Here is a 20,781-nt window from a genome sequence, read left to right on the forward strand (position 1 = left end):
CAGCATGACGAAGACGCCGCGACCGGGTCGGCCAGCACCGGCCCGGCCACCGGCACGACCGAATTGAGGAGAGACGGCGACATGCCGAAGATGAAGACGCACAGCGGTGCGAAGAAGCGGTTCCGGCTCACCGGCACGGGCAAGATCAAGCGTCGCCGCGCCAACCGCGCGCACTACAACGAGTGGAAGTCGTCCACGCTGACGCGCCGTCTCAAGAACGAGGTCGTCCTTTCCGACGCCGATTCCAAGAAGATCAAGAAGCTGCTCGGCAAGTAGCGCGAACCCCCGGGGAGAAGAAACATGGCACGCGTGAAGCGGGCGCTCAACGCCAAGAAGAAGCGCAAGATCGTCCTCGAGCGGGCGGCCGGTTACCGTGGCCAGCGGTCGCGGCTGTACCGCAAGGCCAAGGAGCAGATGCTCCACTCGATGACCTACGCCTACCGCGACCGTAAGGATCGCAAGGGCGCTTTCCGCCGTCTGTGGATCCAGCGCATCAACGCTGCGGCCCGCCAGAACGGCATGACCTACAACCGCCTGATCCAGGGGCTGCGCCTGGCGGGCGTCGAGGTCGACCGCAAGATCCTCGCCGACCTCGCGGTCAACGACAGCCAGACCTTCGCCACGCTCGTCGAGGCCGCCAAGAAGGCGCTGCCGGCGAACGTGAACGCTCCGGCCGCGAGCTGAGCGACGCGAGCCGAGGGATGTGACGAGCCCGGCCCGGGCTCCAGCCGAGGGCCCACCTCACGGTGGGCCCTTTGCCATCTGCGGGGACGGGTTGTAACACCGGCGGGTCGTCCGCACGGGCGGACCGAGCCGGTCACCGGCGGCGCGAGCAGGCCACAGGCAGGGGGAGCAGGGAGAGCATGGCGGAATCCGAGCTGACCAACGTCAAGTCGCCGCGCGTGAAGGCGGCCAGGCGGCTGACCAAGCGCGCCTTCCGCGACCAGGACCGCAAGTTCCTGGCCGAGGGCCCGCAGGCGGTGCGCGAGGCCCTCAGGCTCGACGACGTGACGGTGGAGCTGTTCACGACGGCCGACGCCGAGCTGCGCCACCCCGAGATCGTCGGCGAGGCCGCCGCGCGCGGCATCCCGGTCCACCGCGCCAGCGGCGAGGTCATGGCCGAGTTGTCCCAGACCGTCACCCCGCAGGGGCTGCTGGCCGTCTGCCGGCTGGTGCACGTGCCGCTGGAGGAGGCGCTGCCCGCGCAGCCGCGGCTGGTGGCCGTGCTCGCCCACGTACGCGACCCCGGCAACGCCGGCACCGTCATGCGGGCGGCCGACGCCGCCGGCGCCGACTCCGTGGTCTTCACCGACGCCTCCGTCGACCCGTACAACGGCAAGTGCGTGCGCGCGAGCGCCGGCAGCCTGTTCCACCTGCCGGTCGTGATCGGCGCGCCCGTGTCCGACGCCGTACGGCGGCTCAAGGAGCGCGGCCTGCGGGTCCTCGCGGCCGACGGGGCGGGCAAGCACACCCTGGACGACGTGGACCTGTCCGGCCCCACCGCCTGGATCTTCGGCAACGAGGCGTGGGGGCTGCCCGAGGAGATCCTGGCCCAGGCGGACGACGTGGTCCGGGTGCCGATCTACGGGCAGGCCGAGAGCCTCAACCTGGCGACCGCCGCCGCCGTCTGCCTGTACGCCTCCGCCCGTGCCCAACGCACGGCCTGAAAGCGTTCCACCCGAGTGCGCTCACCCCGAGTGCGCTCACCCCGAGTGCGCTCACCCCGAGTGCGCTCGCCCCGGGTGCGCTCGGCGGGAAAGGGCGCGGGACGGCTTGAGACGGTGGCCGCGGCCGATGGCATGAAGCGGTCACGCCCCTGCCATAGGGAGCCTCGCGGCGAGTCCCCTAGGCGACGGGAAACCCGCTATTGTCGGCCTTGTAGGCGGAGGAGGCGAGGTCGTGCACGGAGCGGACACCGGCGGTCGGGAGATCGTCCCCGCGTGCTCGATCGCCATCGACGACCTCCCCGACGGCCTCATCGTGACCGACAGGTTCGGCCGCGTCCTGGCGGTCAACCGGGCGGCCGTCCGGCTCACCGGGGTGCCCGCCGCGCGGGCGGTCGGCAAGGAGATGGACGAGGTCTTCCCGTTCCGCGACCACGACGGGCGCGAGTGGTGGAAGGCCCTCGACCCGCAGGGTGGGCTGCGCACCCGCACCCGGGTCCCCGAGCGCCCGCTGCACCTGCCCGGCGGTCAGGAGCTGCACGTCGCGGCCCGGCTGGTCCGCGAGCCCGCCCGCGGCGGCGACGTCGCGCGGGTCGCGATCACGTTACGCGACGGAGGGGCCCGCGCCAGGCTGGAGCGCAGCCGCGCCGACCTGGTCTCCACCGTCGCCCACGAGCTGCGCTCGCCGCTGACCAGCGTCAAGGGCTTCACCGCGACGCTGCTGGCCAAGTGGACCCGCTTCACCGACGAGCAGAAGCGCGTCATGCTGGAGACCGTCAACAACGACGCCGACCGCGTGACCCGGCTCATCACCGAGCTGCTCGACGTGTCCCGCATCGAGTCCGGACGGCTGGAGGTGCGCCGCCAGGTCGTGGACGTGGCCGCGCGGGCGCGCCGCGCCGTCGCCGGGCGGGTGGCGGCCGGCGAGCCCGAGGACCGCTTCCGCCTCGTCGCGGGCGACGACCTGCCCGAGATGTGGCTCGACCAGGACAAGATCGACCAGATTCTCGGTAACCTGGTGGAGAACGCGGTGCGCCACGGCCGGGGCACCGTGACCATCGTCATCGAGTCCGTCGGATGGGGAGTGGCCGTGTCGGTGCGCGACGAGGGCGAGGGCATCGCGCCCGAGCTGGCTCCGCGCGTCTTCCGGCAGTTCTGGCGCGGCAACAGCCGCCGGCGCGGCGGCACGGGGCTCGGCCTGTTCATCGTCAAGGGCCTGGTCGAGGCGCACGGCGGCACGATCACCGTGCAGCGGGCGCCCGAGGGCGGTGCGGAGTTCCGATTTACCGTGCCCACCGGCACGCCCGACTTCGCCTGAAGCGCGAGTCGGCCGGTGGGCCCGCCACCGTTAGACTCTTGACCGCTCAAGCCCTGGATACGGAGCTCACTCTTGTCTGACTACGACCCCGTCGAGGTGACACCGTTGCATGCCGACGAGGTGTCCCGCATGGAGGCCGAGGCCCTCGACGCCATCAAGTCGGCCGGCAGCCTCGAAGCCCTCAAGCAGGCCCGCCTCGCGCACGCGGGTGACCGCTCGCCCATCGCCCTGGCCAACCGTGAGATCGGCGCGCTGCCCCCGGCGGCCCGCGCCGAGGCCGGCAAGCGCGTCGGCACGGCTCGCAAGGCGATCGGCCAGGCCCTCGCGACCCGCCAGGCCGAGCTGGAGGCCGAGCGTGACGCGCGCGTGCTCGTCGAGGAGGCCGTCGACGTCACCCTCCCGTGGGACAGGCGGCCGCGCGGCGCCCGCCACCCGCTGACGACCATGCAGGAGCGCATCGCCGACACGTTCGTCGCGATGGGCTACGAGGTGGCCGAGGGCCCCGAGCTGGAGGGCGAGTGGTTCAACTTCGACGCACTCAACATCGCCCAGGACCACCCGGCGCGCTCCGAGCACGACACGTTCTTCGTCGGCTCCGCCGGCTCCGGCATGGTGCTGCGCACCCAGACCTCCCCGGTGCAGATCCGCGCGCTGCTCCAGCGTGAGCTGCCCGTGTACGTGATCTCGCCGGGCAAGGTGTTCCGCACCGACGAGCTCGACGCCACCCACACCCCGGTCTTCCACCAGGTGGAGGGGCTGGCCGTGGACGAGGGTCTGACGATGGCGCACCTCAAGGGCACGCTCGACCGCTTCGCCGAGGTCATGTTCGGCGAGGGCATCACGACCCGGTTCCGGCCGAACTACTTCCCGTTCACCGAGCCGTCGGCCGAGATGGACCTCAAGTGCTTCGTCTGCCGCGGCGCCTCGGCGGTGCCCGGCAACCCGCCGTGCCGCACCTGCAAGTCCGAGGGCTGGATCGAGTGGGGCGGCTGCGGCATGGTCAACCCGCGCGTGCTGGTCTCCTGCGGGGTCGACCCGTCGAGATACTCGGGGTTCGCGTTCGGCATGGGCATCGAGCGGACGCTGATGTTCCGCCACAACGCCGAGGACATGCGCGACATGGTCGAGGGAGACGTGCGCTTCACGCTCCCGTTCGGAATGGAGATCTGATGAGGGTCCCGCTCTCCTGGCTGCGGGAGTATGTCGATCTTCCCGCGGTCACGGCGCACGAGGTGGCCGACCGGCTCACCGCGGCCGGCCTCAAACTCGAGTCCATCGCCTCCTACGGCCACGACGTCAAGAACGTCGTCGTCGGCGAGGTCCTGGAGATCGAGGAGCTGACCGGCTTCAAGAAGCCGATCCGGCACTGCAAGGTCGAGACGGGCGAGGCGACGCCGCGCGAGATCGTCTGCGGCGCCACCAACTTCGCCGTCGGCGACCGGGTGCCGGTCGTGCTGCCGGGCGGCGTGCTGCCCGGCGGGTTCGAGGTCGGCGCGCGCAAGACGTACGGGCGCATGTCCGAGGGCATGATCTGCTCCGAGCGCGAGCTGGGCCTGACCGAGGACCACGGCGGCATCATGGTGCTGCCGGCCGACACCCCGGTCGGCGCCGACGTGGTGGAGCTGCTCGGCCTGCGCGACGACGTCATCGAGCTGGAGATCACCCCCGACATCGGCTACGCGCTGTCGATCAGGGGCGTGGCCCGCGAGGCGGCGATCGCGTTCGGCGTGCCGTTCCGCGACCCCGCCGCGGTCGAGCCGCCCCCGGCCGAGGGCACGGCCTGGCCGGCCTCGATCGCCGACCCGTCCGCCTGCGACCGGTTCGTGCTGCGCGAGGTCACCGGCTTCGACCCGGCCGCGCAGAGTCCGCTGTGGATGCGCGTACGGCTGGCGCGCGCCGGCATGCGGCCGGTGTCGCTGGCCGTCGACGTCACCAACTACGTCATGCTGGAGCTCGGCCAGCCGCTGCACGCCTTCGACCGGGCCAAGCTGACCGGGGAGATCGTCGTACGGCGGGCGCTGCCCGGCGAGCGGCTGGAGACGCTCGACCACGTGGTCCGCGACCTCGACCCCGACGACATCCTCATCACCGACCAGGCGGGCCCGCTGTCGATGGCCGGCACGATGGGCGGCCTGGACAGCGAGATCTCCGACGCCACGACCGACATCGTCATCGAGGCGGCCCACTTCTCGGCCACCGGCATCTCCCGCGAGTCGCGCCGGCACAAGCTGGTGTCGGAGGCGTCCAAGCGGTTCGAGCGCGGCGTCGACCGCGAGCTGCCGCTGGCCGCGTCGTGGCGGGCCGTACGGCTGCTCGCCGAGCTGGGCGGCGGCACCGCGGGCCACGCGGTCACCCACGCCGAGACCGAGGCGGAGCCGCCGCGCATCGCCATCCCGGCCGGCTACCCCGGTGTCGTCGCCGGTGTCCCGTTCACCAAGGAGACCGTCGTCCACCGGCTGGAGCAGATCGGCTGCACCGTGACCGACGGCGACGAGCCGGCCGTGCGCAGGGGCGCCGTCGACCCGACCGGCGTGGTGACCGGCGGCGAGCTGGCGGCCCGGCTCGCCGTCAGCGGCCCCGACATGATCACGGTGACGCCCCCGTCCTGGCGGCCCGACCTCACCGACCCGAACGACCTGGCCGAAGAGGTCATCCGCCTGGAGGGCTACGAGCACCTGCCGTCGGTCCTGCCCAAGGCCCCCGCCGGGGCCGGGCTGACCGAGGGACAGCGGCTGCGCAGGCGCGTCGGCCGGACCCTGGCCGCCGCCGGGTACGTCGAGGTGCTGGCCTACCCGTTCATCGGCGAGAGCGACTTCGACCGCCTGCAGCTTCCGGCCGACGACGCCCGCCGCCGGGCCGCGCGGCTGGTCAACCCGCTGGCCGACGACGAGCCGCTGCTGCGCACCACGCTGCTGCCGGGCCTGCTCAAGACGCTGGCCCGCAACGTGGGGCGCGGCTTCACCGACGTGGCCCTGTTCGAGTCCGGCTCGGTGTACCGGCCGCGCGAGGACGGCCCGGACACCGCTCCGACGCCCGGCGTGGAGCGCAGGCCGACGGAGGAGGAGCTGGCCGGAATCGAGGCTGCCCTGCCCGATCAGCCGCGCCGCGTCGCGGTCGTGCTGGCCGGCGAGTTCGAGCGGTCCGGATGGTGGGGGCACGGGCGCCAGGAGTGCTGGGCCGACGCGGTGCAGGCCGCCCGGCTCGTCGCCGCCGAGGCCGGAATCGAGCTCTCGGTCGTCGCCGACCAGCACGAGCCGTGGCACCCGGGCCGCTGCGCGGCCCTCTACGTGGGCGACACGCTCGTCGGCCACGCCGGCGAGCTGCACCCGCGCGTCATCGAGGCGTACGGCCTGCCGCCGCGCACCTCGGCCATGGAGCTGGAGCTGTCCCGGCTGGAGTCCGCCCTGCCCGGCCCGGTGGACGCCCCCCGGGTGTCGGCCTACCCGGTGGCGACGCAGGACGTGGCGCTCATCGTCCCCGACTTCACACCGGAGGCCGACGTGGCCACGGCGCTCCGTGACGGGGCGGGGGAGCTGCTGGAGTCGATCCGGCTGTTCGACGTCTACACGGGTGAGCAGGTCGGCGAGGGCAACAAGTCCCTGGCGTACACGCTGCGCTTCCGCGCCCAGGACCGCACGCTGACGGTCGAGGAGACGACGGCGGCGCGTGACGCGGCGGTGGCGCTGGCGGCCGACCGCGTGGGGGCCCAGCTCCGCGGCGCCTGACGATCCGCATGCGAAGGGCCCGGTACGGAGGTACCGGGCCCTTCGTCGTGCGCGTCAGATCCGCTCGATCTCGGTGAGGTCGATGTCGATGTCGAACGGGACGGTCAGCTTGAGCCGGTCGTGGAAGATGCCGGTGGCGACATACGAGTCGGTGACTTTGTCCAACTCGTAGACGTAGACGACCGGCTTGGCCCACTGGTTCTCGACTCGCCAGAAGTGCGGGATCTTGGCTCTGGCATAGAGCACCGGCTTGCGGTCGCGGTCACGTGTCCTGGAATCCGGTGAGACGACTTCGACAGTGAGCACGACGTCCTCCGCCCGGTAGAACGTCTGGCCGGGGCCCTCGTCCGCGCCTGCGGTGATGACACAGATGTCCGGCTCAGGTCGCTGATCGCTGGCGAGGATGACGCTCATCTCCCTGCGCACGCGAAGGTCCTTCGGGGCGGCTCCGCGGAGACCTGTGACGAGAAGATCGACAGCGAGTGTGTGGAAGGCGGCTTGGGGGCTCACGAGGACCAAGCTTCCATCAATCAACTCTGTGTGCGCAGGCAAATCCGGAATGTGATCGAGGTCTTCAGCCTTGAACCCCTCGGGGGGCGGAGTGATCCAGTCGGGTAGCGAAGGTGGTTCCATCTCCAGGCTCACCGCTTCTGCCGTCATGGTCCTACGGTAACAAGCTAGCGCGTTCACGGTAAGTAAACCCAGCAACACGCGGCGTTTGATAGATCTGCGGCACAATGCGGTGGCATGAGGCAGTTGCTGGTGTTCGCCGAGCGGGACGAAGCCGAGGAGGTCGCGGAGACGCTGGGCGAGTGGTTCCCCGAGCTCGGCACGCCCCGCGTCGTACGGGAGACGCTGGCCGGGGAGGACGACGCCGAGGACGCGCAGTGGCTCGTCGTCGCCGAAGGGCTCGACGGCGCGCACCTTGCCCGGGTCGACGCTCTCGTGGAGGAGTACGACGGGTGGCGCGAGAGCGGATGACGCCGGTCAGGCCGTGCCGGCCTCGGTGACCTGGCGCTCCTCGCGGCGCGCCTTCTCGGCCAGCGCGTGCTCGTCCGTGCGCGCGTCGTACCTCCGGAACCCGGGCAGCGCCGCGGCGAGACCCGCGACCGCCGCCACGCACAGCAGCCCGCCCGCCCCGAGCGAGAACTTCGCCCCGCCCCAGCCGGCCATCAGCCCGGCGCGCGCGTTGCCCAGCATCGGGCCGCTGGCGTACGAGAGCAGCTCGATGCCCGCCAGCCGCCCGCGCAGCTCCTCCGGGATCGTCTGGTTCCAGATCGTCATCCGGAAGATGCCGCTGACCATGTCGGCCGCGCCCGCCAGCGCCAGGCAGGCGAACACCAGCCACACGCTGGAGGCGACCGAGGCCAGGGCCACCGCGGCGCCCCACACGGCCGCCGCGAGGATCACGCCGAGGCCCTGCCGGTGGACCCGCGATGTCCAGCCGCCCGTGAGCGAGGCCACCAGTCCGCCCACGGCCCCCGCCGAGTAGAGCAGGCCGAGCGCCCGCGCCGCGCCGAGCTGGTCGGCCAGGAACGGGAACAGCGCCGTGGACATGGCGAACACCATCGCCGCGATGTCCACGAGGTAGGTGCCCATGAGGTCGCGCCGGCGCACGGCGTAGCGGACGCCCTCGACCAGCGAGCGCAGCGACGCGGGGGCGGCGTCCTCGGCCGGCGGGCGCGAGGTGGTCCGCCGGAGCAGCAGCAACGACACGACGAAGCTGAGGGTGTCGGCCGCGTACGCGGTGGCCGTGCCGAACGAGGTCACGAGCAGGCCCCCGAGGGCCGGGGCGACGATCGCGCCGACGTTCCAGCGCAGGCTCTGCAGGACGGCGGCGGCGCCGAGCTGGTCGTGCCGCACGACCTGCGGCGTCAGGGACTCCAGGCTGGGCCGCTGCAGGGAGCCGATGCCCGTCGACAGCGCGCCCACCACGTACAGCACCCACACCTGCGGGTCGGGCAGCAGCGCGTTGACCGTGAGCATCGCCGAGGTCACGGCGAGGCCCAGCTCCCCGAGCAGGATGATCTTGCGCCGGTCGAGGGCGTCGGCGATCGCGCCGCCCCACAGCCCGCACACCACCATGGGCACGAACTCCGCGAGGCTCACCAGCCCGACCGCGACGGGGGAGCCGGTCAGCTCCTTCATCTGGTACGGCACCGCCACGACGGTGATGAACGTGCCGAACATGGTCACCACGCCCGAGGCGGTCAGCAGCCGGTAGTCGCGGGAGTCGCGCAGCGGGCCCAGGTCGGGCATGAGGCGGCGGAGCAGATGGCGGAGTCGTGACGGCACAGGCGCTGATTGTCCGGTTCGCGGACGGGCGCCGCAAACACTTTTCCGGTAAGCGAAACGGCCCCCGGGGAAACCCCGGGGGCCGTTCGGCGGAAGGTCACGCGCCGGGGACCTTGTCCAGGAACCCGAGCACCCGGGCGATCCTGCCGTCCTCGGCCAGCTCCACCACGTCGAACCCGACCGCCACCGGCTCCCCGCCCTCGGGGCCCAGGTGCCAGGTGAAGCGGGCGACGTTGTTGTGGGCGTCGAACACCTCACCGGCGCTGAAGACGAGGCCGGGGAACATGCCCTGCGCGCCCTCGATCACGGCGGCGATCGCGTCCTGGCCCTGCACCTGGGCCAGCGGGTCGGTGTAGGTGGCTTCCTCGGTCCACAGCTCGGCGACGGCCTTGGCGCGGGCGGCGGCGTCGGTCTCGTTCCAGGCGGCGACGTAGCGCTCGACCAGCTCAGCGTTCATGATTGTTCAACCTTTCGTACGAAATTTCGGTGTATGTGGGGTAATAGGGAGGGATCAGCGGAGGCGGCGCAGGCCCATGATCTGCAGCTCGGCGAAGACCGCGACCACGAGCGCCTGCAGGACCGTCCAGACCAGGCCGGGCGTCGTGAACTCCCCGGACGCCTCGACCGCGGCGACCAGGCTGGCGAGGGTCCAGGCCAGGTTCAGCCCGATCACCGCCCTGGTGCCGGCGACGCTGACGGCCCGGCGGCTCGCCAGCACGCCGACGGCCGCGGCGTACACGAGGAGGAAGGCCCCGATCCCGCGCAGCAGGCCGGCGTCCGGCCCGAGCAGCCCGGACAGCGGCCCCGCTGCGGCCAGGTAGGCGAGGCCGTTGACCCCGGTGACGGCCGCGTCGGCGGCCAGCGCGAGGCGCAGGAACTTGGCCCGGTCGGTGGTGACGGTCACGGCGGTCACGGCGGTCATCATGGCTCCTTCTCGGTGTCGGTCTGTCTGCCGGTCCGGCCGGTGTGCCCGGTGCCGACAACCGAAAAGATGTCATCGGGGGCGGGGGCCCCGCGATTACGCCTCAGGTAATGCGTGCGCCTATCTCCGCGCCGACCTGCCCGTACGCGCGCGAAAAAAGACCGCCGGACGGGCGTCCGGCGGCCTGGGGGAGGGGGTGACAGCGCTACGAACCGAGGATCTCCCTGCGCAGGCGGGTCTTGAGGATCTTTCCGCCCGGGTTGCGCGGCAGCTCCTCCTCCCGGAACCACACGTGCACCGGGATCTTGAACTTGGCGATCCGGCCGGCCAGGAACTCCCGCAGCTCCCCGTCGGTGACCGAGGCGCCGAGCGTCAGGCGGACCACCGCGCCCACCTCCTCGCCCAGCTCGTCGTGCGGGACGCCGATCACCGCCGCGTCGTCCACGGCCGGGTGCTCGAACAGCGCGGCCTCGACCTCGGCGCAGTAGACGTTCTCCCCGCCCCGGATCACCATGTCCTTGGCCCGGTCGACGATGTAGACGAAGCCCTCCTCGTCCATCCGGGCCAGGTCGCCCGTGTGCAGCCAGCCGTCGACGAACGTCTCGGCGGTCGCCCGGGGCTTGTTCCAGTAGCCCATGATGACGTTCGGCCCTCGTACGCACAGCTCGCCCACCTCGCCGCGCGGCAGCTCCTTGCCGGCCGGGTCCACCACGCGCACGTCCACCACGGCCGAGGGCAGGCCGATGCTGTCGGGCCGGGACAGGTAGTCGGGGCCGCCGTTGCCGATGGCCAGCGCGGTCGTCTCCGTCATGCCGTAGCCGTTGGAGGTGGCCCGCTGGGGGAGGTTCGAGGTGATGCGCTCCAGCAGCTTGGGCGGGGCCGGCGCGCCGCCGTACCCGAGGGTGGTGAGCGAGGACAGGTCGTGCGCGCCGAAGTCCGGATGCGACATGAGCTGCCAGGCGTTGGTGGGCACGCCGATCATGGTGGTGACGCGCTCGCGCTCGATGAGCCGCAGCGCCTGCCCGGGATCCCACTTGTACATGAGCACCAGCCCGCCGCCGCTGAACATCGTGGTGGTCAGCGCCGAGAAGCACCCCGTGACGTGGAACAGCGGCACGGTCAGCAGCGTCACCCGTCGCTGGCCGGCGACCTCGGAGACATCCTTGCCGGCCAGGGCGACCGCGCGCATGAGGCCGTAGGCGACGGTCATGGGGGACTGGCCGAGGTTGCGGTGGCTGCCGAGCGCGCCCTTGGGCCGGCCCGTCGTCCCGGAGGTGTAGAAGATCGTGGCCGGGTCCTCGGGCGACAGGTCGACGTCCGGGAGCCGGGCGTCGGGCCCGGGCTCGCCCATGACCTCGGCGAGCGTGCGGGCGCCGGGGGGCGCCTCTCCCCGGGCCACGATGAGCGGCAGGCCGGTCGAGGCCAGCCTGGCGGCGCGCTCACCGTCGGCGATCAGCACCTTGGCGCCCGAGTCGGAGACGCCGTAGGCCAGCTCGGGCTCGGTCCACCACGCGTTCAACGGCACGGCGATGCCGCCGGCGGCGAGCACGGCGGAGAAGGCGATGACCCATTCGGGGTAGTTGCGCATGGCCACGGCCACCCGGTCGCCCTTGCCGACCCCGTAGTCCGCCACGAGCCGGGTGGCCAGCGCCGCCACCCGCCGGTAGTGCTCCTCGAAGGTGATGTGCTCGTCCTCGTAGACGAGGAACACCTTGTCGCCGTGGAAGCGGCTGATGTCGAGCAGGGCTCGGAAGTGGGCGGGCGCGTGCTTCCAGGTGCGCACCCCGGTGCGGCCGATCTCCTCCACCTCGAACAGCTGGCCGGGCCCGGTGAGCTGGGCTTCGACCTGGGCATGCGTGAGCGTCATGCGCAAGACTCCCGCGATGAGACGGCTGGTCCGGAAGCCTCACAGTACCGACCGGTAGGTACGGTCCGCTAGAGCAACATTCCGTTCGCCCGTTGCCCAGCGGGAACACCCGGCCCGGCGGCGTGCCGCACCCCTTCCGACTTGCATGTTCTTGCCGTCCCGTGCATCATTTCTCCTAGCAAGGACATGAGGTATCATGCATGACTATGCAAGCGTGGAGGTCAGGATGAGGGCGGCGGTCGCGGGAGCCAGCGGCTACGCGGGAGGCGAGCTGCTCCGGCTGCTGCTCGGCCACCCCGAGCTCGAGATCGGCGCGCTGACCGCGGCCTCCAGCGCCGGCAGCCCGCTCGGCGTGCACCAGCCGCACCTCGCGCCGCTGGCCGGCCGGGTCATCGAGGAGACCACCACCGAGGCGCTCGCCGGTCACGACGTCGTCTTCCTGGCGCTGCCGCACGGCCACTCCGCGGCCGTCGCCGCGGAGCTGGGCGACGACACGCTCGTGGTCGACTGCGGCGCCGACCACCGGCTCGCCGACCCCGTCGCCTGGCAGGAGTTCTACGGCGGCGAGCACGCCGGCACCTGGCCCTACGGCCTGCCCGAGCTGCCCGGCCGGCGCGAGCTGCTCAAGAGCGCCCGCCGCGTCGCCGTCCCCGGCTGCTACCCCACCTCCGTCCTGCTCGCCCTGTTCCCCGCCTTCGCCGCCGGCCTGGCCGAGCCCGACGTCGTCGTGGTGGCCGCCAGCGGCACCAGCGGCGCCGGCAGGTCGCTCAAGCCCAACCTGCTCGGCAGCGAGGTCATGGGCTCGGTCAGCGCGTACGGCGTGGGCGGCGTGCACCGCCACACCCCCGAGATGGAGCAGGGCCTGTCGGCCGTCGCCGGCACACCGGTGCGCGTGTCGTTCACCCCGACGCTGGCCCCGATGAGCCGCGGCATCCTCGCCACCTGCTCGGCGCCCGCCGCTCCCGGCCTCACCCGCGCGGCCGTCCGCGACGCCTACGAGAGCGCCCTGGCCACCGAGCCGTTCGTGCGGCTCCTGCCGGAGGGCGTCTGGCCCGCCACCTCCATGACCTACGGCGCCAACACCGCGGCCGTGCAGGTGACGCTCGACGAGCGCGCCGGCCGCCTCATCGCCGTCATCGCCATCGACAACCTCACCAAGGGCACGGCCGGAGGGGCGCTCCAGAGCGCCAACCTCGCGCTCGGCCTGCCGGAAGAGCTCGGTCTCCCCACGACAGGAGTCGCCCCATGAGCGTCACCGCCCCCCTCGGCTTCCGGGCCGCGGGCGTCGCCGCCGGCATCAAGTCCGGAGCCGCCCGCGACCTCGCCCTCGTCGTCAACGACGGGCCCAGCCGCGCCGCCGCCGGCGTCTTCACCGCCAACCGCGTGAAGGCCGCCCCCGTGCTGTGGTCGGAGCAGGTCCTGCGCGGCGGCAGGGTGCGGGCGGTCGTCCTCAACTCCGGCGGCGCCAACGCCTGCACCGGCCCCGAGGGCTTCCAGGACACCCACGCCACCGCCGAGAAGGCGGCCGAGACGCTCGGCGACTCCGCCGGCGAGATCGCCGTCTGCTCCACCGGCCTGATCGGCGAGCGGCTGCCGATGGACGCCCTGCTGCCCGGCGTGGAGCAGGCCGCCTCCCAGCTCTCCCGCGACGGCGGCCTGGCCGCGGCCGACGCCATCCGCACCACCGACACCGTCTCCAAGATCTCGTTCAAGCGGGCCGACGGCTACATGGTCGGCGGCATGGCCAAGGGCGCCGGCATGCTCGCCCCGGCCCTGGCCACCATGCTGTGCGTGATCACCACCGACGCCGACCTGACCAGCGGCCAGCTCGACGCCGTGCTGCGCCGGGCCACCTCCCGCACCTTCGACCGGCTCGACACCGACGGCTGCATGTCCACCAACGACACCGTGCTGCTGCTGGCCAGCGGCGCGTCCGGCGTCGTGCCCGACCTGGCCGAGTTCGAGCAGAAGGTCACCGAGGTCTGCGCCGACCTGGCCAGGCAGCTCCTCGTGGACGCCGAGGGCGCCACCAAGGCCATCGCCATCGAGGTCGTCGGCGCCGCCTCCGAGGACGACGCCGTCACCGTCGGCCGCGCCGTCGCCCGCTCCAACCTGCTCAAGTGCGCCGTCCACGGCGAGGACCCCAACTGGGGCCGCGTGCTCGCCGCCGTCGGCACCACCCGCGCCGTGTTCGAGCCCGACCGGGTCAACGTGGCCATCAACGGCATCTGGATCTGCCGCGGGGGCGCCGTCGGCGACGACCGCTCCAAGGTGGACATGCGCCCCCGCGACGTGACGATCACGGTCGACCTGTCGGCGGGCACCCAGTCGGCGACGGTCCACACCACGGACCTGACCGCCGCGTACGTCCACGAGAACTCGGCGTACTCCTCATGACCGGCGCCTCGCTCGCCACGGCACGCGCCAACGGCGCGTACGCCAAGGTGGGCACGCTCATCGAGGCGCTGCCCTGGCTGACCCGCTTCCACGGCGCGACCGTCGTCATCAAGTACGGCGGCAACGCGATGACCGAGGAGGCGCTCAAGGCCGGCTTCGCCGAGGACGTCGTCTTCCTGCGCCACGCCGGGCTGCGGCCGGTCGTCGTCCACGGCGGCGGCCCCCAGATCAGCGAGCACCTCGACCGGCTCGGCATCGAGTCCACCTTCACCGCGGGGCTCCGGGTCACCACGCCCGAGGCCATGCGGGTGGTCCGGATGGTGCTGGTCGGCCAGGTCAACCGCGACGTGGTCGGCCTGATCAACCGGCACGGCCCGTTCGCGGTCGGCCTGTCCGGCGAGGACGCCCACCTGTTCACCGCCGAGCGCAAGCACGCCATCGTCGACGGCGAGCCCGTCGACATCGGCCAGGTCGGCGACATCGTCCGGGTCGAGCCCGGCGCGGTGAGCGCGCTCATCGACGACGGTCGTGTCCCGGTCGTCTCCAGCATCGCGCGCGGCGAGAACGGCGAGGTCTACAACGTCAACGCCGACACCGCCGCCGCCGCGCTCGCCGTCGCGCTCGGCGCCGACAAGCTCATCGTCCTCACCGACGTCGAGGGCCTGTACGCCAACTGGCCCGACGACACCGACGTGATCGACAAGCTGAACGCGGCGGAGCTGGAAGACCTGTTGCCCAGCCTGTCCAGCGGCATGGTGCCCAAGATGGAGGCGTGCCTGACCGCGGTGCGGGGAGGAGTGCCGCAGGCGCACGTCCTCGACGGCCGGGTCCCCCATGCGCTGCTGCTGGAGATCTTCACCGACGAAGGAATCGGAACCATGGTGATGCCCGATGAGTGACCGGCCCAGCCTGTACGACAGGTTCGAGCGGGCGTTCATGCCCAACTACGGCGTGCCGCCGGTCGCGCTGGCCCGCGGCGAGGGCACCCGCGTGTGGGACGTGGACGGCAAGGAGTACCTCGACTTCATCGGCGGCATCGCGGTCACCTCCCTCGGCCACGCTCATCCGGCGCTGGTCGAGGCGGTCACCCGCCAGGTGGCGACGCTCGCCCACACCAGCAACCTGTTCCTGCACGAGCCCGAGGTGCTGCTCGCCGAGCGGCTCCTGGAGCTGCTGGACGCGCCCGCCCGTGTCTTCTTCGCCAACTCCGGCACCGAGGCCAACGAGGCGGCCTACAAGCTCGCCCTCAAGTACGGCCGGCGCGAGGGCCGCACCCACTTCGTCGCCGCCGAGAACGGCTTCCACGGCCGCACCATCGGCGCTCTGTCGCTGACCGGCAAGAAGGCCATCCGCGACCAGTTCGGCCCGTTCCCGGTGGACGTCCGCTTCGTCCCCTACGGCGACGCCGACGCGCTCAAGGAGGCCGTGAACGGCGACACCATCGCCGTCTTCCTGGAGCCCACCCAGGGTGAGGCCGGCGTCGTCCCGCCGCCCGACGGCTACCTGGCGGCGGCCCGCGAGATCTGCGACGCCACCGGAGCGCTGCTCGTCGCGGACGAGATCCAGTCCGCGATCGGCCGGACCGGCCACTGGTTCGCCCACCAGGCCGACGGCTTCACCCCCGACATCCTCACCCTCGCCAAGGGCCTCGGCGGCGGCCTGCCGATCGGCGCCTGCGTCGGCTTCGGCGAGGCCGGCACGCTGTTCGAGAAGGGCGACCACGGCTCCACCTTCGGCGGCAACCCCGTCGCGTGCGCCGCCGCCCTGGCCGTCCTCGACAACGTCGACCTCGACCACGTCCGGTGGGCCGCCCGCCGGCTGCGCGACGGCCTGGAGGCGATCGACCACCCCCTGCTCAAGGGGGTGCGGGGCCGCGGCCTGTGGCTGGCCGCCGTGCTGGAGCAGCCCGCCGCGCCCCGCGTCCAGGAGGCCGCCGCGCGCGCCGGCTTCCTCGTCAACGCCCTGCAGCCCGACGCCGTACGGCTCGCCCCGCCGCTGGTCGTCACAGGCGAGGAGATCGACGCGTTCGTGTCCGCGTTCCCCGCGATCCTGACGGAGGCGACCCCGTGACCCGGCACTTCCTGCGGGACGACGACCTCACGCCCGCCGAGCAGGCGGAGGTGCTCGACCTGGCCGAAGCCATGAAGAAGGACCGTTACGGCCACCGCCCGTTCGAGGGCCCGAAGACCGTCGCCGTGCTGTTCGACAAGCCGTCCACCCGGACCCGCGTGTCGTTCGCCGTGGGCGTCGGCGAGCTGGGCGGGCTGCCGCTCGTCATCGACGGCGGATCCTCCCAGATGGGCCGCGGCGAGCCGATCGAGGACACCGCCCGCGTGCTGGAGCGCCAGGTCGCCGCGATCGTGTGGCGCACCTCCGGCCAGGAGCGGATCGACGCCATGGCCTCCGCCTCGGGCGTCCCCGTGGTCAACGCCCTCACCGACGAGTACCACCCCTGCCAGATCCTCGCCGACCTGCAGACGGTCCGCGAGCGCTTCGGCCGCACGGCCGGGCTCACGCTCGCCTACCTCGGCGACGGCGCCAACAACATGGCCAACTCCTACCTGCTGGGCGGCGCCACCGCCGGCATGCACGTGCGCATCGGCGCGCCGGCCGGCTACCAGCCCGACGCCGCCGTCCTCGACCGGGCCGCCGCCATCGCCGCCGGCACCGGCGGCTCGGCCCTGGTGACGTCCGACCCGGCCGCCGCGGTCGCCGGGGCGCACATCGTCGCCACCGACACCTGGGTGTCCATGGGGCAGGACGGCAAGGAGGAGCGGGTGGCCGCGCTCATGCCGTACCAGGTGAACGCCGGGCTGCTGGAGCACGCCGCCGACGACGTGATCGTGCTGCACTGCCTGCCCGCCTACCGCGGCTACGAGATCACCGAGGACGTCCTCGACGGGCCGCGCAGCGCCGTGTGGGACCAGGCCGAGAACCGCCTGCACGCCCAGAAGGCGCTCCTGCACTGGCTGGTGACCTCGGCATGACCATCCCGATGACCAAGGTGGCCCGCCAGGCGAAGATCACCGACCTGCTCGAACGGCAGGCGGTGCGCTCCCAGCCGGAGCTGGCCAAACTGCTCGCCGAGAGCGGCGTCGAGGTCACCCAGGCCACGCTGTCGCGCGACCTCGACGAGCTGGGCGCGCTCAAGCTGCGCGCCGAGGACGGCTCGCTGGTCTACGCGCTGCCCGGTGAGGGCGGCGGCCGGATCCCGCTGGCCCGGCTCGGCACCGGGGAGTCGCCCGCCGCGCGGCTGCACCGCATCGCCGAGGAGCTCCTGGTCTCGGCCGAGGCGTCCGCCAACCTGGTCATCGTCCGCACCCCGCCCGGGGCCGCGCAGTTCCTGGCCTCCGCCATCGACCACGCCGACTGGGAGTCCATCCTGGGCACGGTCGCCGGTGACGACACGATCCTCGTCATCAGCCGCGACCCGCAGGGCGGCCGGACGGTGGCCGAGGCCCTGCTCAAGGTCGCCGACCGCCGTGCCTGACCCACTCTGAGAGGTTTTCCGATCATGTCCGAGAGAGTTGTTCTCGCGTTCTCCGGAGGTCTGGACACCTCCGTGGCCATCCCGTTCCTCGCCGAGAAGATGGACGCGGAGGTCGTCGCCGTCGCGGTGGACCTCGGCCAGGGCGGCGAGGACATGGAGGCCATCCAGAAGCGCGCCCTGGACTGCGGCGCCGTGGAGTCGGTCGTGGTGGACGCCAAGGAGGAGTTCGCCGCCGACTTCTGCGTGCCGGCCCTGCGCGCCAACGCCCTCTACATGGACCGCTACCCGCTGCTGTCGTCGCTGTCGCGGCCGCTCATCGTCAAGCACCTCGTCTCGGCGGCCAAGCGGTTCGGCGGCACGGTCGTCTCCCACGGCTGCACCGGCAAGGGCAACGACCAGGTCCGCTTCGAGGCCGGCCTGGCCGCCCTCGCCCCCGACCTGCGCGTCGTCGCCCCGGCCCGCGACTTCGCCTGGACCCGCGACAAGGCGATCGAGTTCGCCGAGCAGAAGGGCCTGCCGATCGAGACCACCAAGAAGAACCCCTTCTCGATCGACCAGAACCTCTGGGGCCGCGCCGTCGAGACCGGCTTCCTGGAGGACATCTGGAACGGTCCGAGCGAGGACGTCTACGCCTACACCGCCGACCCGTCCGTCCCGCGCGACCCCGACGAGGTCGTCATCACCTTCGAGCAGGGCGTCCCGGTCAAGCTCGACGGCCGCTCCCTGACCCCGTACCAGGTGATCGAGGAGCTCAACAGGCGCGCCGGCGCGCAGGGCGTCGGCCGCATCGACATGGTCGAGGACCGTCTCGTCGGCATCAAGTCCCGCGAGGTGTACGAGGCGCCCGGCGCCATCGCGCTGATCACCGCCCACATGGAGCTGGAGAACGTCACCGTCGAGCGCGACCTGGCCCGCTTCAAGCGCGGCGTCGACCAGCGGTGGAGCGAGCTCGTCTACGACGGACTGTGGTTCTCCCCGCTCAAGCACGCCCTCGACGCGTTCATCGACGACGCCCAGCGGCACGTCTCCGGCGAGATCCGCATGACGCTGCACGGCGGGCGCGCCACCGTCACCGGCCGGCGCTCCGACGACTCGCTGTACGATTTCTCGCTGGCCACCTATGACACCGGTGACAGCTTCGACCAGTCCCTCGCCAGGGGCTTCGTCCAGCTCTTCAGCCTGCCCGCGAAGATCGCGGCGGCCCGGAACGCCAGGCATGGCTGACGTGCACTATGGTCGCCCAGGTGATCCCGCACCGGCGCGACCATGAAAGTTGACCAGGAGGAGATGACGGTGAGTGAGGCGAAGCCGATGCGGCTGTGGGGCGGACGCTTCGAGGGGGGTCCGGCCGACGCGCTGACCCGGTTGTCGGTGAGCGTGCACTTCGACTGGCGGCTCGTGCCGTACGACCTGGCGGCGTCCCGCGCGCACGCCCGTGTGCTCAACCGCGCCGGGCTGCTGGACGACCAGGAGCTCGACCGCATGATCGGCGCGCTGGACGACCTGGAGCGCGCCTGCAAGGCCGGCGAGTTCCGGCCGACGGTCGCCGACGAGGACGTGCACACCGCGCTGGAGCGCGGTCTGCTGGAGCGGCTCGGCTCGCTCGGCGGCAAGCTGCGCGCCGGCCGCAGCCGCAACGACCAGATCGCCACCGACCTGCGCCTCTACCTGCGCGACCACGCGCGCACCGTCGTCTCCCGGCTGGTGGAGCTGGAGACGGCGCTGATGGGGCAGGCCGAGCAGCACGCCGACACGGCCGCGCCCGGCATGACGCACCTGCAGCACGCCCAGCCGGTGTCCTTCGGCCACCAGCTGCTCGCCCACGTCCACGCCTTCGCCCGTGACATCGACCGGATCACCGACTGGGACAGGCGCGCCGCGGTCTCGCCCCTCGGCGCGGGCGCGCTGGCCGGCTCGTCGCTGCCGCTCGACCCGCAGGCGGTGGCCGCCGAGCTGGGCTTCGACAGCGCAGCGCCCAACTCGATGGACGCCGTGTCCGACCGCGACTTCGCCGCCGAGTTCCTCTTCGACGCCGCCATGATCGGCGTGCACCTGTCCAGGCTCGGCGAGGAGATCGTGCTCTGGGCCTCGCAGGAGTTCCGCTGGATCGAGATGGACGACGCCTACTCCACCGGCTCGTCGATCATGCCGCAGAAGAAGAACCCCGACGTGGCCGAGCTGGCCCGCGGCAAGTCCGGGCGCCTCATCGGCAACCTCATGTCGCTGCTGACCACCCTCAAGGGCCTGCCGCTCACCTACAACCGCGACCTGCAGGAGGACAAGGAGCCGGTCTTCGACGCCGTCGACACCCTCCTGCTCGTCCTGCCCGCGATGGCCGGCCTCGTCGCCACCATGCGGGTCAACACCGCCCGGCTCCAGGCGTCGGCGCCCGACGGGTTCGCCCTGGCCACCGACCTCGCCGAGCTGCTCGTACGCCGTGGCGTCGCCTTCCGCGAGGCGCACGAGGCCGTCGGCCACCTGGTCGTCTACTGCCAGTCCTACGACAAGGACCTGGGCGACCTCACCGACGAGGAGCTGATCAAGGTGTCGGAGCACCTGACGCCCGACGTCCGCGACGTGCTCAACGTGCCCGGCGCGCTGGCCGCGCGCAAGGCGCACGGCGGCACCGCCCCCGACCGCGTGCGCGACCAGCTCTCCGCGCTGCGCGAGGCCGTCGACGCCCAGGCGGCGTGGGCGGCGGGCTCCTGACCTCCGCGCCGCTGCCGCGCTCGTTCTTCGACCGGCCCTCCCACGAGGTGGCGCCCGACCTGCTCGGGCGCGTCCTCGTCCACGGCGGCGCCGACGGAACGGTCGCGGTGCGGCTCACGGAGGTCGAGGCGTACGGCGGGCCGGGCGAGGACCCGGCCGCCCACACCTACCGGGGCAGGACACCCCGCAACGCGGTGATGTTCGGGCCGCCGGGCCACCTGTACGTGTACTTCACCTACGGCATGCACTTCTGCGCCAACCTGGTGTGCCTGCCGGAGGGCCACGGGTCGGCCGTGCTGCTGCGCGCAGGGGAGATCGTGGCCGGGCACGAGCTGGCCCGGCTGCGGCGCTCCGGCAACGGCCGCGCCCCCGCCGCGGCGCCACGCCGGGTCCC

At 72.4% G+C, this 20,781-nt stretch carries 21 protein-coding genes; 16 read left to right on the forward strand and 5 right to left on the reverse strand.

Annotation, left to right across the window (positions count from 1 at the left end):
• The first annotated feature begins 81 nt into the window (after positions 1 to 81).
• The 6 genes from rpmI (at position 82) to ABZS51_RS28375 (ending at position 6,707) form a co-directional block, all read left to right on the forward strand.
• Positions 82 to 276, forward strand: a complete 195-nt coding sequence (rpmI, locus tag ABZS51_RS28350; protein WP_310712325.1) for a 50S ribosomal protein L35 — start codon at positions 82 to 84, stop codon at positions 274 to 276.
• Between the two features lie 24 nt (positions 277 to 300).
• Positions 301 to 684, forward strand: coding sequence for a 50S ribosomal protein L20 (gene rplT / locus ABZS51_RS28355; protein WP_310712324.1), 384 nt, complete (start codon positions 301 to 303; stop codon positions 682 to 684).
• A 179-nt stretch (positions 685 to 863) separates the two neighbouring features.
• Positions 864 to 1,667, forward strand: a complete 804-nt coding sequence (locus tag ABZS51_RS28360; RefSeq protein WP_355447069.1) for an RNA methyltransferase — start codon at positions 864 to 866, stop codon at positions 1,665 to 1,667.
• A gap of 232 nt (positions 1,668 to 1,899) precedes the next feature.
• Entirely contained in the window at positions 1,900 to 2,982 is a 1,083-nt protein-coding gene (locus ABZS51_RS28365; protein WP_355447072.1) for a PAS domain-containing sensor histidine kinase, read from the forward strand.
• 129 nt (positions 2,983 to 3,111) lie between these two features.
• Positions 3,112 to 4,152 (forward strand): phenylalanine--tRNA ligase subunit alpha, encoded by a 1,041-nt coding sequence (pheS, locus tag ABZS51_RS28370; RefSeq protein WP_310712457.1) that lies wholly within the window; start codon positions 3,112 to 3,114, stop codon positions 4,150 to 4,152.
• Positions 4,152 to 6,707, forward strand: a complete 2,556-nt coding sequence (locus tag ABZS51_RS28375; RefSeq protein WP_355447075.1) for a phenylalanine--tRNA ligase subunit beta — start codon at positions 4,152 to 4,154, stop codon at positions 6,705 to 6,707. Before pheS ends, ABZS51_RS28375 begins: the two co-directional genes overlap by 1 nt.
• Positions 6,708 to 6,761: 54 nt before the next feature.
• Here ABZS51_RS28375 and ABZS51_RS28380 read toward each other — a convergent pair whose 3' ends face one another.
• On the reverse strand, positions 6,762 to 7,367 hold the full coding sequence (locus ABZS51_RS28380) for a Uma2 family endonuclease (protein ID WP_355447078.1): 606 nt from the start codon (positions 7,365 to 7,367) through the stop codon (positions 6,762 to 6,764).
• Positions 7,368 to 7,454: 87 nt separating this feature from the next.
• Here ABZS51_RS28380 and ABZS51_RS28385 point away from each other — a divergent pair, with 87 nt between their 5' ends.
• The gene (locus ABZS51_RS28385) at positions 7,455 to 7,688 is read left to right on the forward strand and encodes a hypothetical protein (protein ID WP_355447081.1); all 234 of its coding nucleotides are present in this window, start codon (positions 7,455 to 7,457) and stop codon (positions 7,686 to 7,688) included.
• 6 nt (positions 7,689 to 7,694) lie between these two features.
• Here the strand turns inward: ABZS51_RS28385 and ABZS51_RS28390 are convergent, their stop codons facing one another.
• The 4 genes from ABZS51_RS28390 to ABZS51_RS28405 all read right to left on the reverse strand — a co-directional run bounded on the left by ABZS51_RS28390 (position 7,695) and on the right by ABZS51_RS28405 (position 11,791).
• Positions 7,695 to 9,002, reverse strand: a complete 1,308-nt coding sequence (locus ABZS51_RS28390; RefSeq protein ID WP_355447084.1) for an MFS transporter — start codon at positions 9,000 to 9,002, stop codon at positions 7,695 to 7,697.
• Positions 9,003 to 9,099: 97 nt separating this feature from the next.
• Positions 9,100 to 9,459, reverse strand: a complete 360-nt coding sequence (locus ABZS51_RS28395) for a nuclear transport factor 2 family protein (protein WP_310712317.1) — start codon at positions 9,457 to 9,459, stop codon at positions 9,100 to 9,102.
• 54 nt (positions 9,460 to 9,513) lie between these two features.
• A complete protein-coding gene (locus ABZS51_RS28400; protein WP_355447088.1) occupies positions 9,514 to 9,924 on the reverse strand; it encodes a hypothetical protein in 411 nt (136 codons plus the stop codon).
• A gap of 205 nt (positions 9,925 to 10,129) precedes the next feature.
• Complete coding sequence (locus tag ABZS51_RS28405; protein WP_355447090.1) at positions 10,130 to 11,791, reverse strand: class I adenylate-forming enzyme family protein; 1,662 nt, start codon at positions 11,789 to 11,791, stop codon at positions 10,130 to 10,132.
• 196 nt (positions 11,792 to 11,987) lie between these two features.
• On the opposite strand from ABZS51_RS28405, the gene argC reads away from it, so the two are divergent.
• The 9 genes from argC to ABZS51_RS28450 form a co-directional block, all read left to right on the forward strand.
• Positions 11,988 to 13,040 carry an N-acetyl-gamma-glutamyl-phosphate reductase gene (argC, locus tag ABZS51_RS28410; protein ID WP_355447093.1) on the forward strand — a complete coding sequence of 351 codons (1,053 nt, stop codon included), beginning with the start codon at positions 11,988 to 11,990 and terminating at the stop codon, positions 13,038 to 13,040.
• Complete coding sequence (gene argJ, locus ABZS51_RS28415) at positions 13,037 to 14,188, forward strand: bifunctional glutamate N-acetyltransferase/amino-acid acetyltransferase ArgJ (protein ID WP_310712313.1); 1,152 nt, start codon at positions 13,037 to 13,039, stop codon at positions 14,186 to 14,188. The genes argC and argJ overlap by 4 nt, the downstream gene beginning before the upstream one ends.
• Positions 14,185 to 15,087: an acetylglutamate kinase gene (argB, locus tag ABZS51_RS28420; RefSeq protein ID WP_355447097.1), complete on the forward strand. Its 903-nt coding sequence runs from the start codon at positions 14,185 to 14,187 to the stop codon at positions 15,085 to 15,087. Before argJ ends, argB begins: the two co-directional genes overlap by 4 nt.
• Positions 15,080 to 16,258: an acetylornithine transaminase gene (locus tag ABZS51_RS28425; protein ID WP_355447100.1), complete on the forward strand. Its 1,179-nt coding sequence runs from the start codon at positions 15,080 to 15,082 to the stop codon at positions 16,256 to 16,258. The genes argB and ABZS51_RS28425 overlap by 8 nt, the downstream gene beginning before the upstream one ends.
• Positions 16,255 to 17,175, forward strand: coding sequence for an ornithine carbamoyltransferase (argF, locus tag ABZS51_RS28430; RefSeq protein ID WP_355447102.1), 921 nt, complete (start codon positions 16,255 to 16,257; stop codon positions 17,173 to 17,175). The genes ABZS51_RS28425 and argF overlap by 4 nt, the downstream gene beginning before the upstream one ends.
• Positions 17,172 to 17,678 carry an arginine repressor gene (locus ABZS51_RS28435; RefSeq protein WP_355447105.1) on the forward strand — a complete coding sequence of 169 codons (507 nt, stop codon included), beginning with the start codon at positions 17,172 to 17,174 and terminating at the stop codon, positions 17,676 to 17,678. Before argF ends, ABZS51_RS28435 begins: the two co-directional genes overlap by 4 nt.
• 24 nt (positions 17,679 to 17,702) lie before the next feature.
• Positions 17,703 to 18,902, forward strand: a complete 1,200-nt coding sequence (locus ABZS51_RS28440) for an argininosuccinate synthase (protein ID WP_310712308.1) — start codon at positions 17,703 to 17,705, stop codon at positions 18,900 to 18,902.
• 63 nt (positions 18,903 to 18,965) lie between these two features.
• Entirely contained in the window at positions 18,966 to 20,387 is a 1,422-nt protein-coding gene (argH, locus tag ABZS51_RS28445) for an argininosuccinate lyase (protein WP_355447117.1), read from the forward strand.
• Positions 20,369 to 20,781, forward strand: a 413-nt coding sequence (locus ABZS51_RS28450) for a DNA-3-methyladenine glycosylase (RefSeq protein ID WP_355447108.1), incomplete at its 3' end; no start/stop codon positions are given. The genes argH and ABZS51_RS28450, both read left to right, overlap by 19 nt.

The sequence above is a fragment of the Nonomuraea sp. NPDC005501 genome (assembly GCF_040605905.1).
Taxonomy (GTDB): Bacteria; Actinomycetota; Actinomycetes; order Streptosporangiales; family Streptosporangiaceae; genus Nonomuraea.

What these genes read in the sequence shown, in the direction of transcription:
- rpmI (WP_310712325.1), top strand. Translation starts at nt 82, where the DNA reads ATGCCGAAGATGAAGACGCACAGCGGTGCGAAGAAGCGGTTCCGGCTC.
- rplT (WP_310712324.1), top strand. Translation starts at nt 301, where the DNA reads ATGGCACGCGTGAAGCGGGCGCTCAACGCCAAGAAGAAGCGCAAGATC.
- ABZS51_RS28360 (WP_355447069.1), top strand. Translation starts at nt 864, where the DNA reads ATGGCGGAATCCGAGCTGACCAACGTCAAGTCGCCGCGCGTGAAGGCG.
- pheS (WP_310712457.1), top strand. Translation starts at nt 3,112, where the DNA reads ATGGAGGCCGAGGCCCTCGACGCCATCAAGTCGGCCGGCAGCCTCGAA.
- ABZS51_RS28375 (WP_355447075.1), top strand. Translation starts at nt 4,152, where the DNA reads ATGAGGGTCCCGCTCTCCTGGCTGCGGGAGTATGTCGATCTTCCCGCG.
- ABZS51_RS28380 (WP_355447078.1), bottom strand. Translation starts at nt 7,367, where the DNA reads ATGACGGCAGAAGCGGTGAGCCTGGAGATGGAACCACCTTCGCTACCC.
- ABZS51_RS28385 (WP_355447081.1), top strand. Translation starts at nt 7,455, where the DNA reads ATGAGGCAGTTGCTGGTGTTCGCCGAGCGGGACGAAGCCGAGGAGGTC.
- ABZS51_RS28395 (WP_310712317.1), bottom strand. Translation starts at nt 9,459, where the DNA reads ATGAACGCTGAGCTGGTCGAGCGCTACGTCGCCGCCTGGAACGAGACC.
- ABZS51_RS28400 (WP_355447088.1), bottom strand. Translation starts at nt 9,924, where the DNA reads ATGACCGCCGTGACCGCCGTGACCGTCACCACCGACCGGGCCAAGTTC.
- ABZS51_RS28405 (WP_355447090.1), bottom strand. Translation starts at nt 11,791, where the DNA reads ATGACGCTCACGCATGCCCAGGTCGAAGCCCAGCTCACCGGGCCCGGC.
- argC (WP_355447093.1), top strand. Translation starts at nt 11,988, where the DNA reads ATGCATGACTATGCAAGCGTGGAGGTCAGGATGAGGGCGGCGGTCGCG.
- argJ (WP_310712313.1), top strand. Translation starts at nt 13,037, where the DNA reads ATGAGCGTCACCGCCCCCCTCGGCTTCCGGGCCGCGGGCGTCGCCGCC.
- argB (WP_355447097.1), top strand. Translation starts at nt 14,185, where the DNA reads ATGACCGGCGCCTCGCTCGCCACGGCACGCGCCAACGGCGCGTACGCC.
- ABZS51_RS28425 (WP_355447100.1), top strand. Translation starts at nt 15,080, where the DNA reads ATGAGTGACCGGCCCAGCCTGTACGACAGGTTCGAGCGGGCGTTCATG.
- ABZS51_RS28435 (WP_355447105.1), top strand. Translation starts at nt 17,172, where the DNA reads ATGACCATCCCGATGACCAAGGTGGCCCGCCAGGCGAAGATCACCGAC.
- ABZS51_RS28440 (WP_310712308.1), top strand. Translation starts at nt 17,703, where the DNA reads ATGTCCGAGAGAGTTGTTCTCGCGTTCTCCGGAGGTCTGGACACCTCC.
- argH (WP_355447117.1), top strand. Translation starts at nt 18,966, where the DNA reads ATGACGGTGAGTGAGGCGAAGCCGATGCGGCTGTGGGGCGGACGCTTC.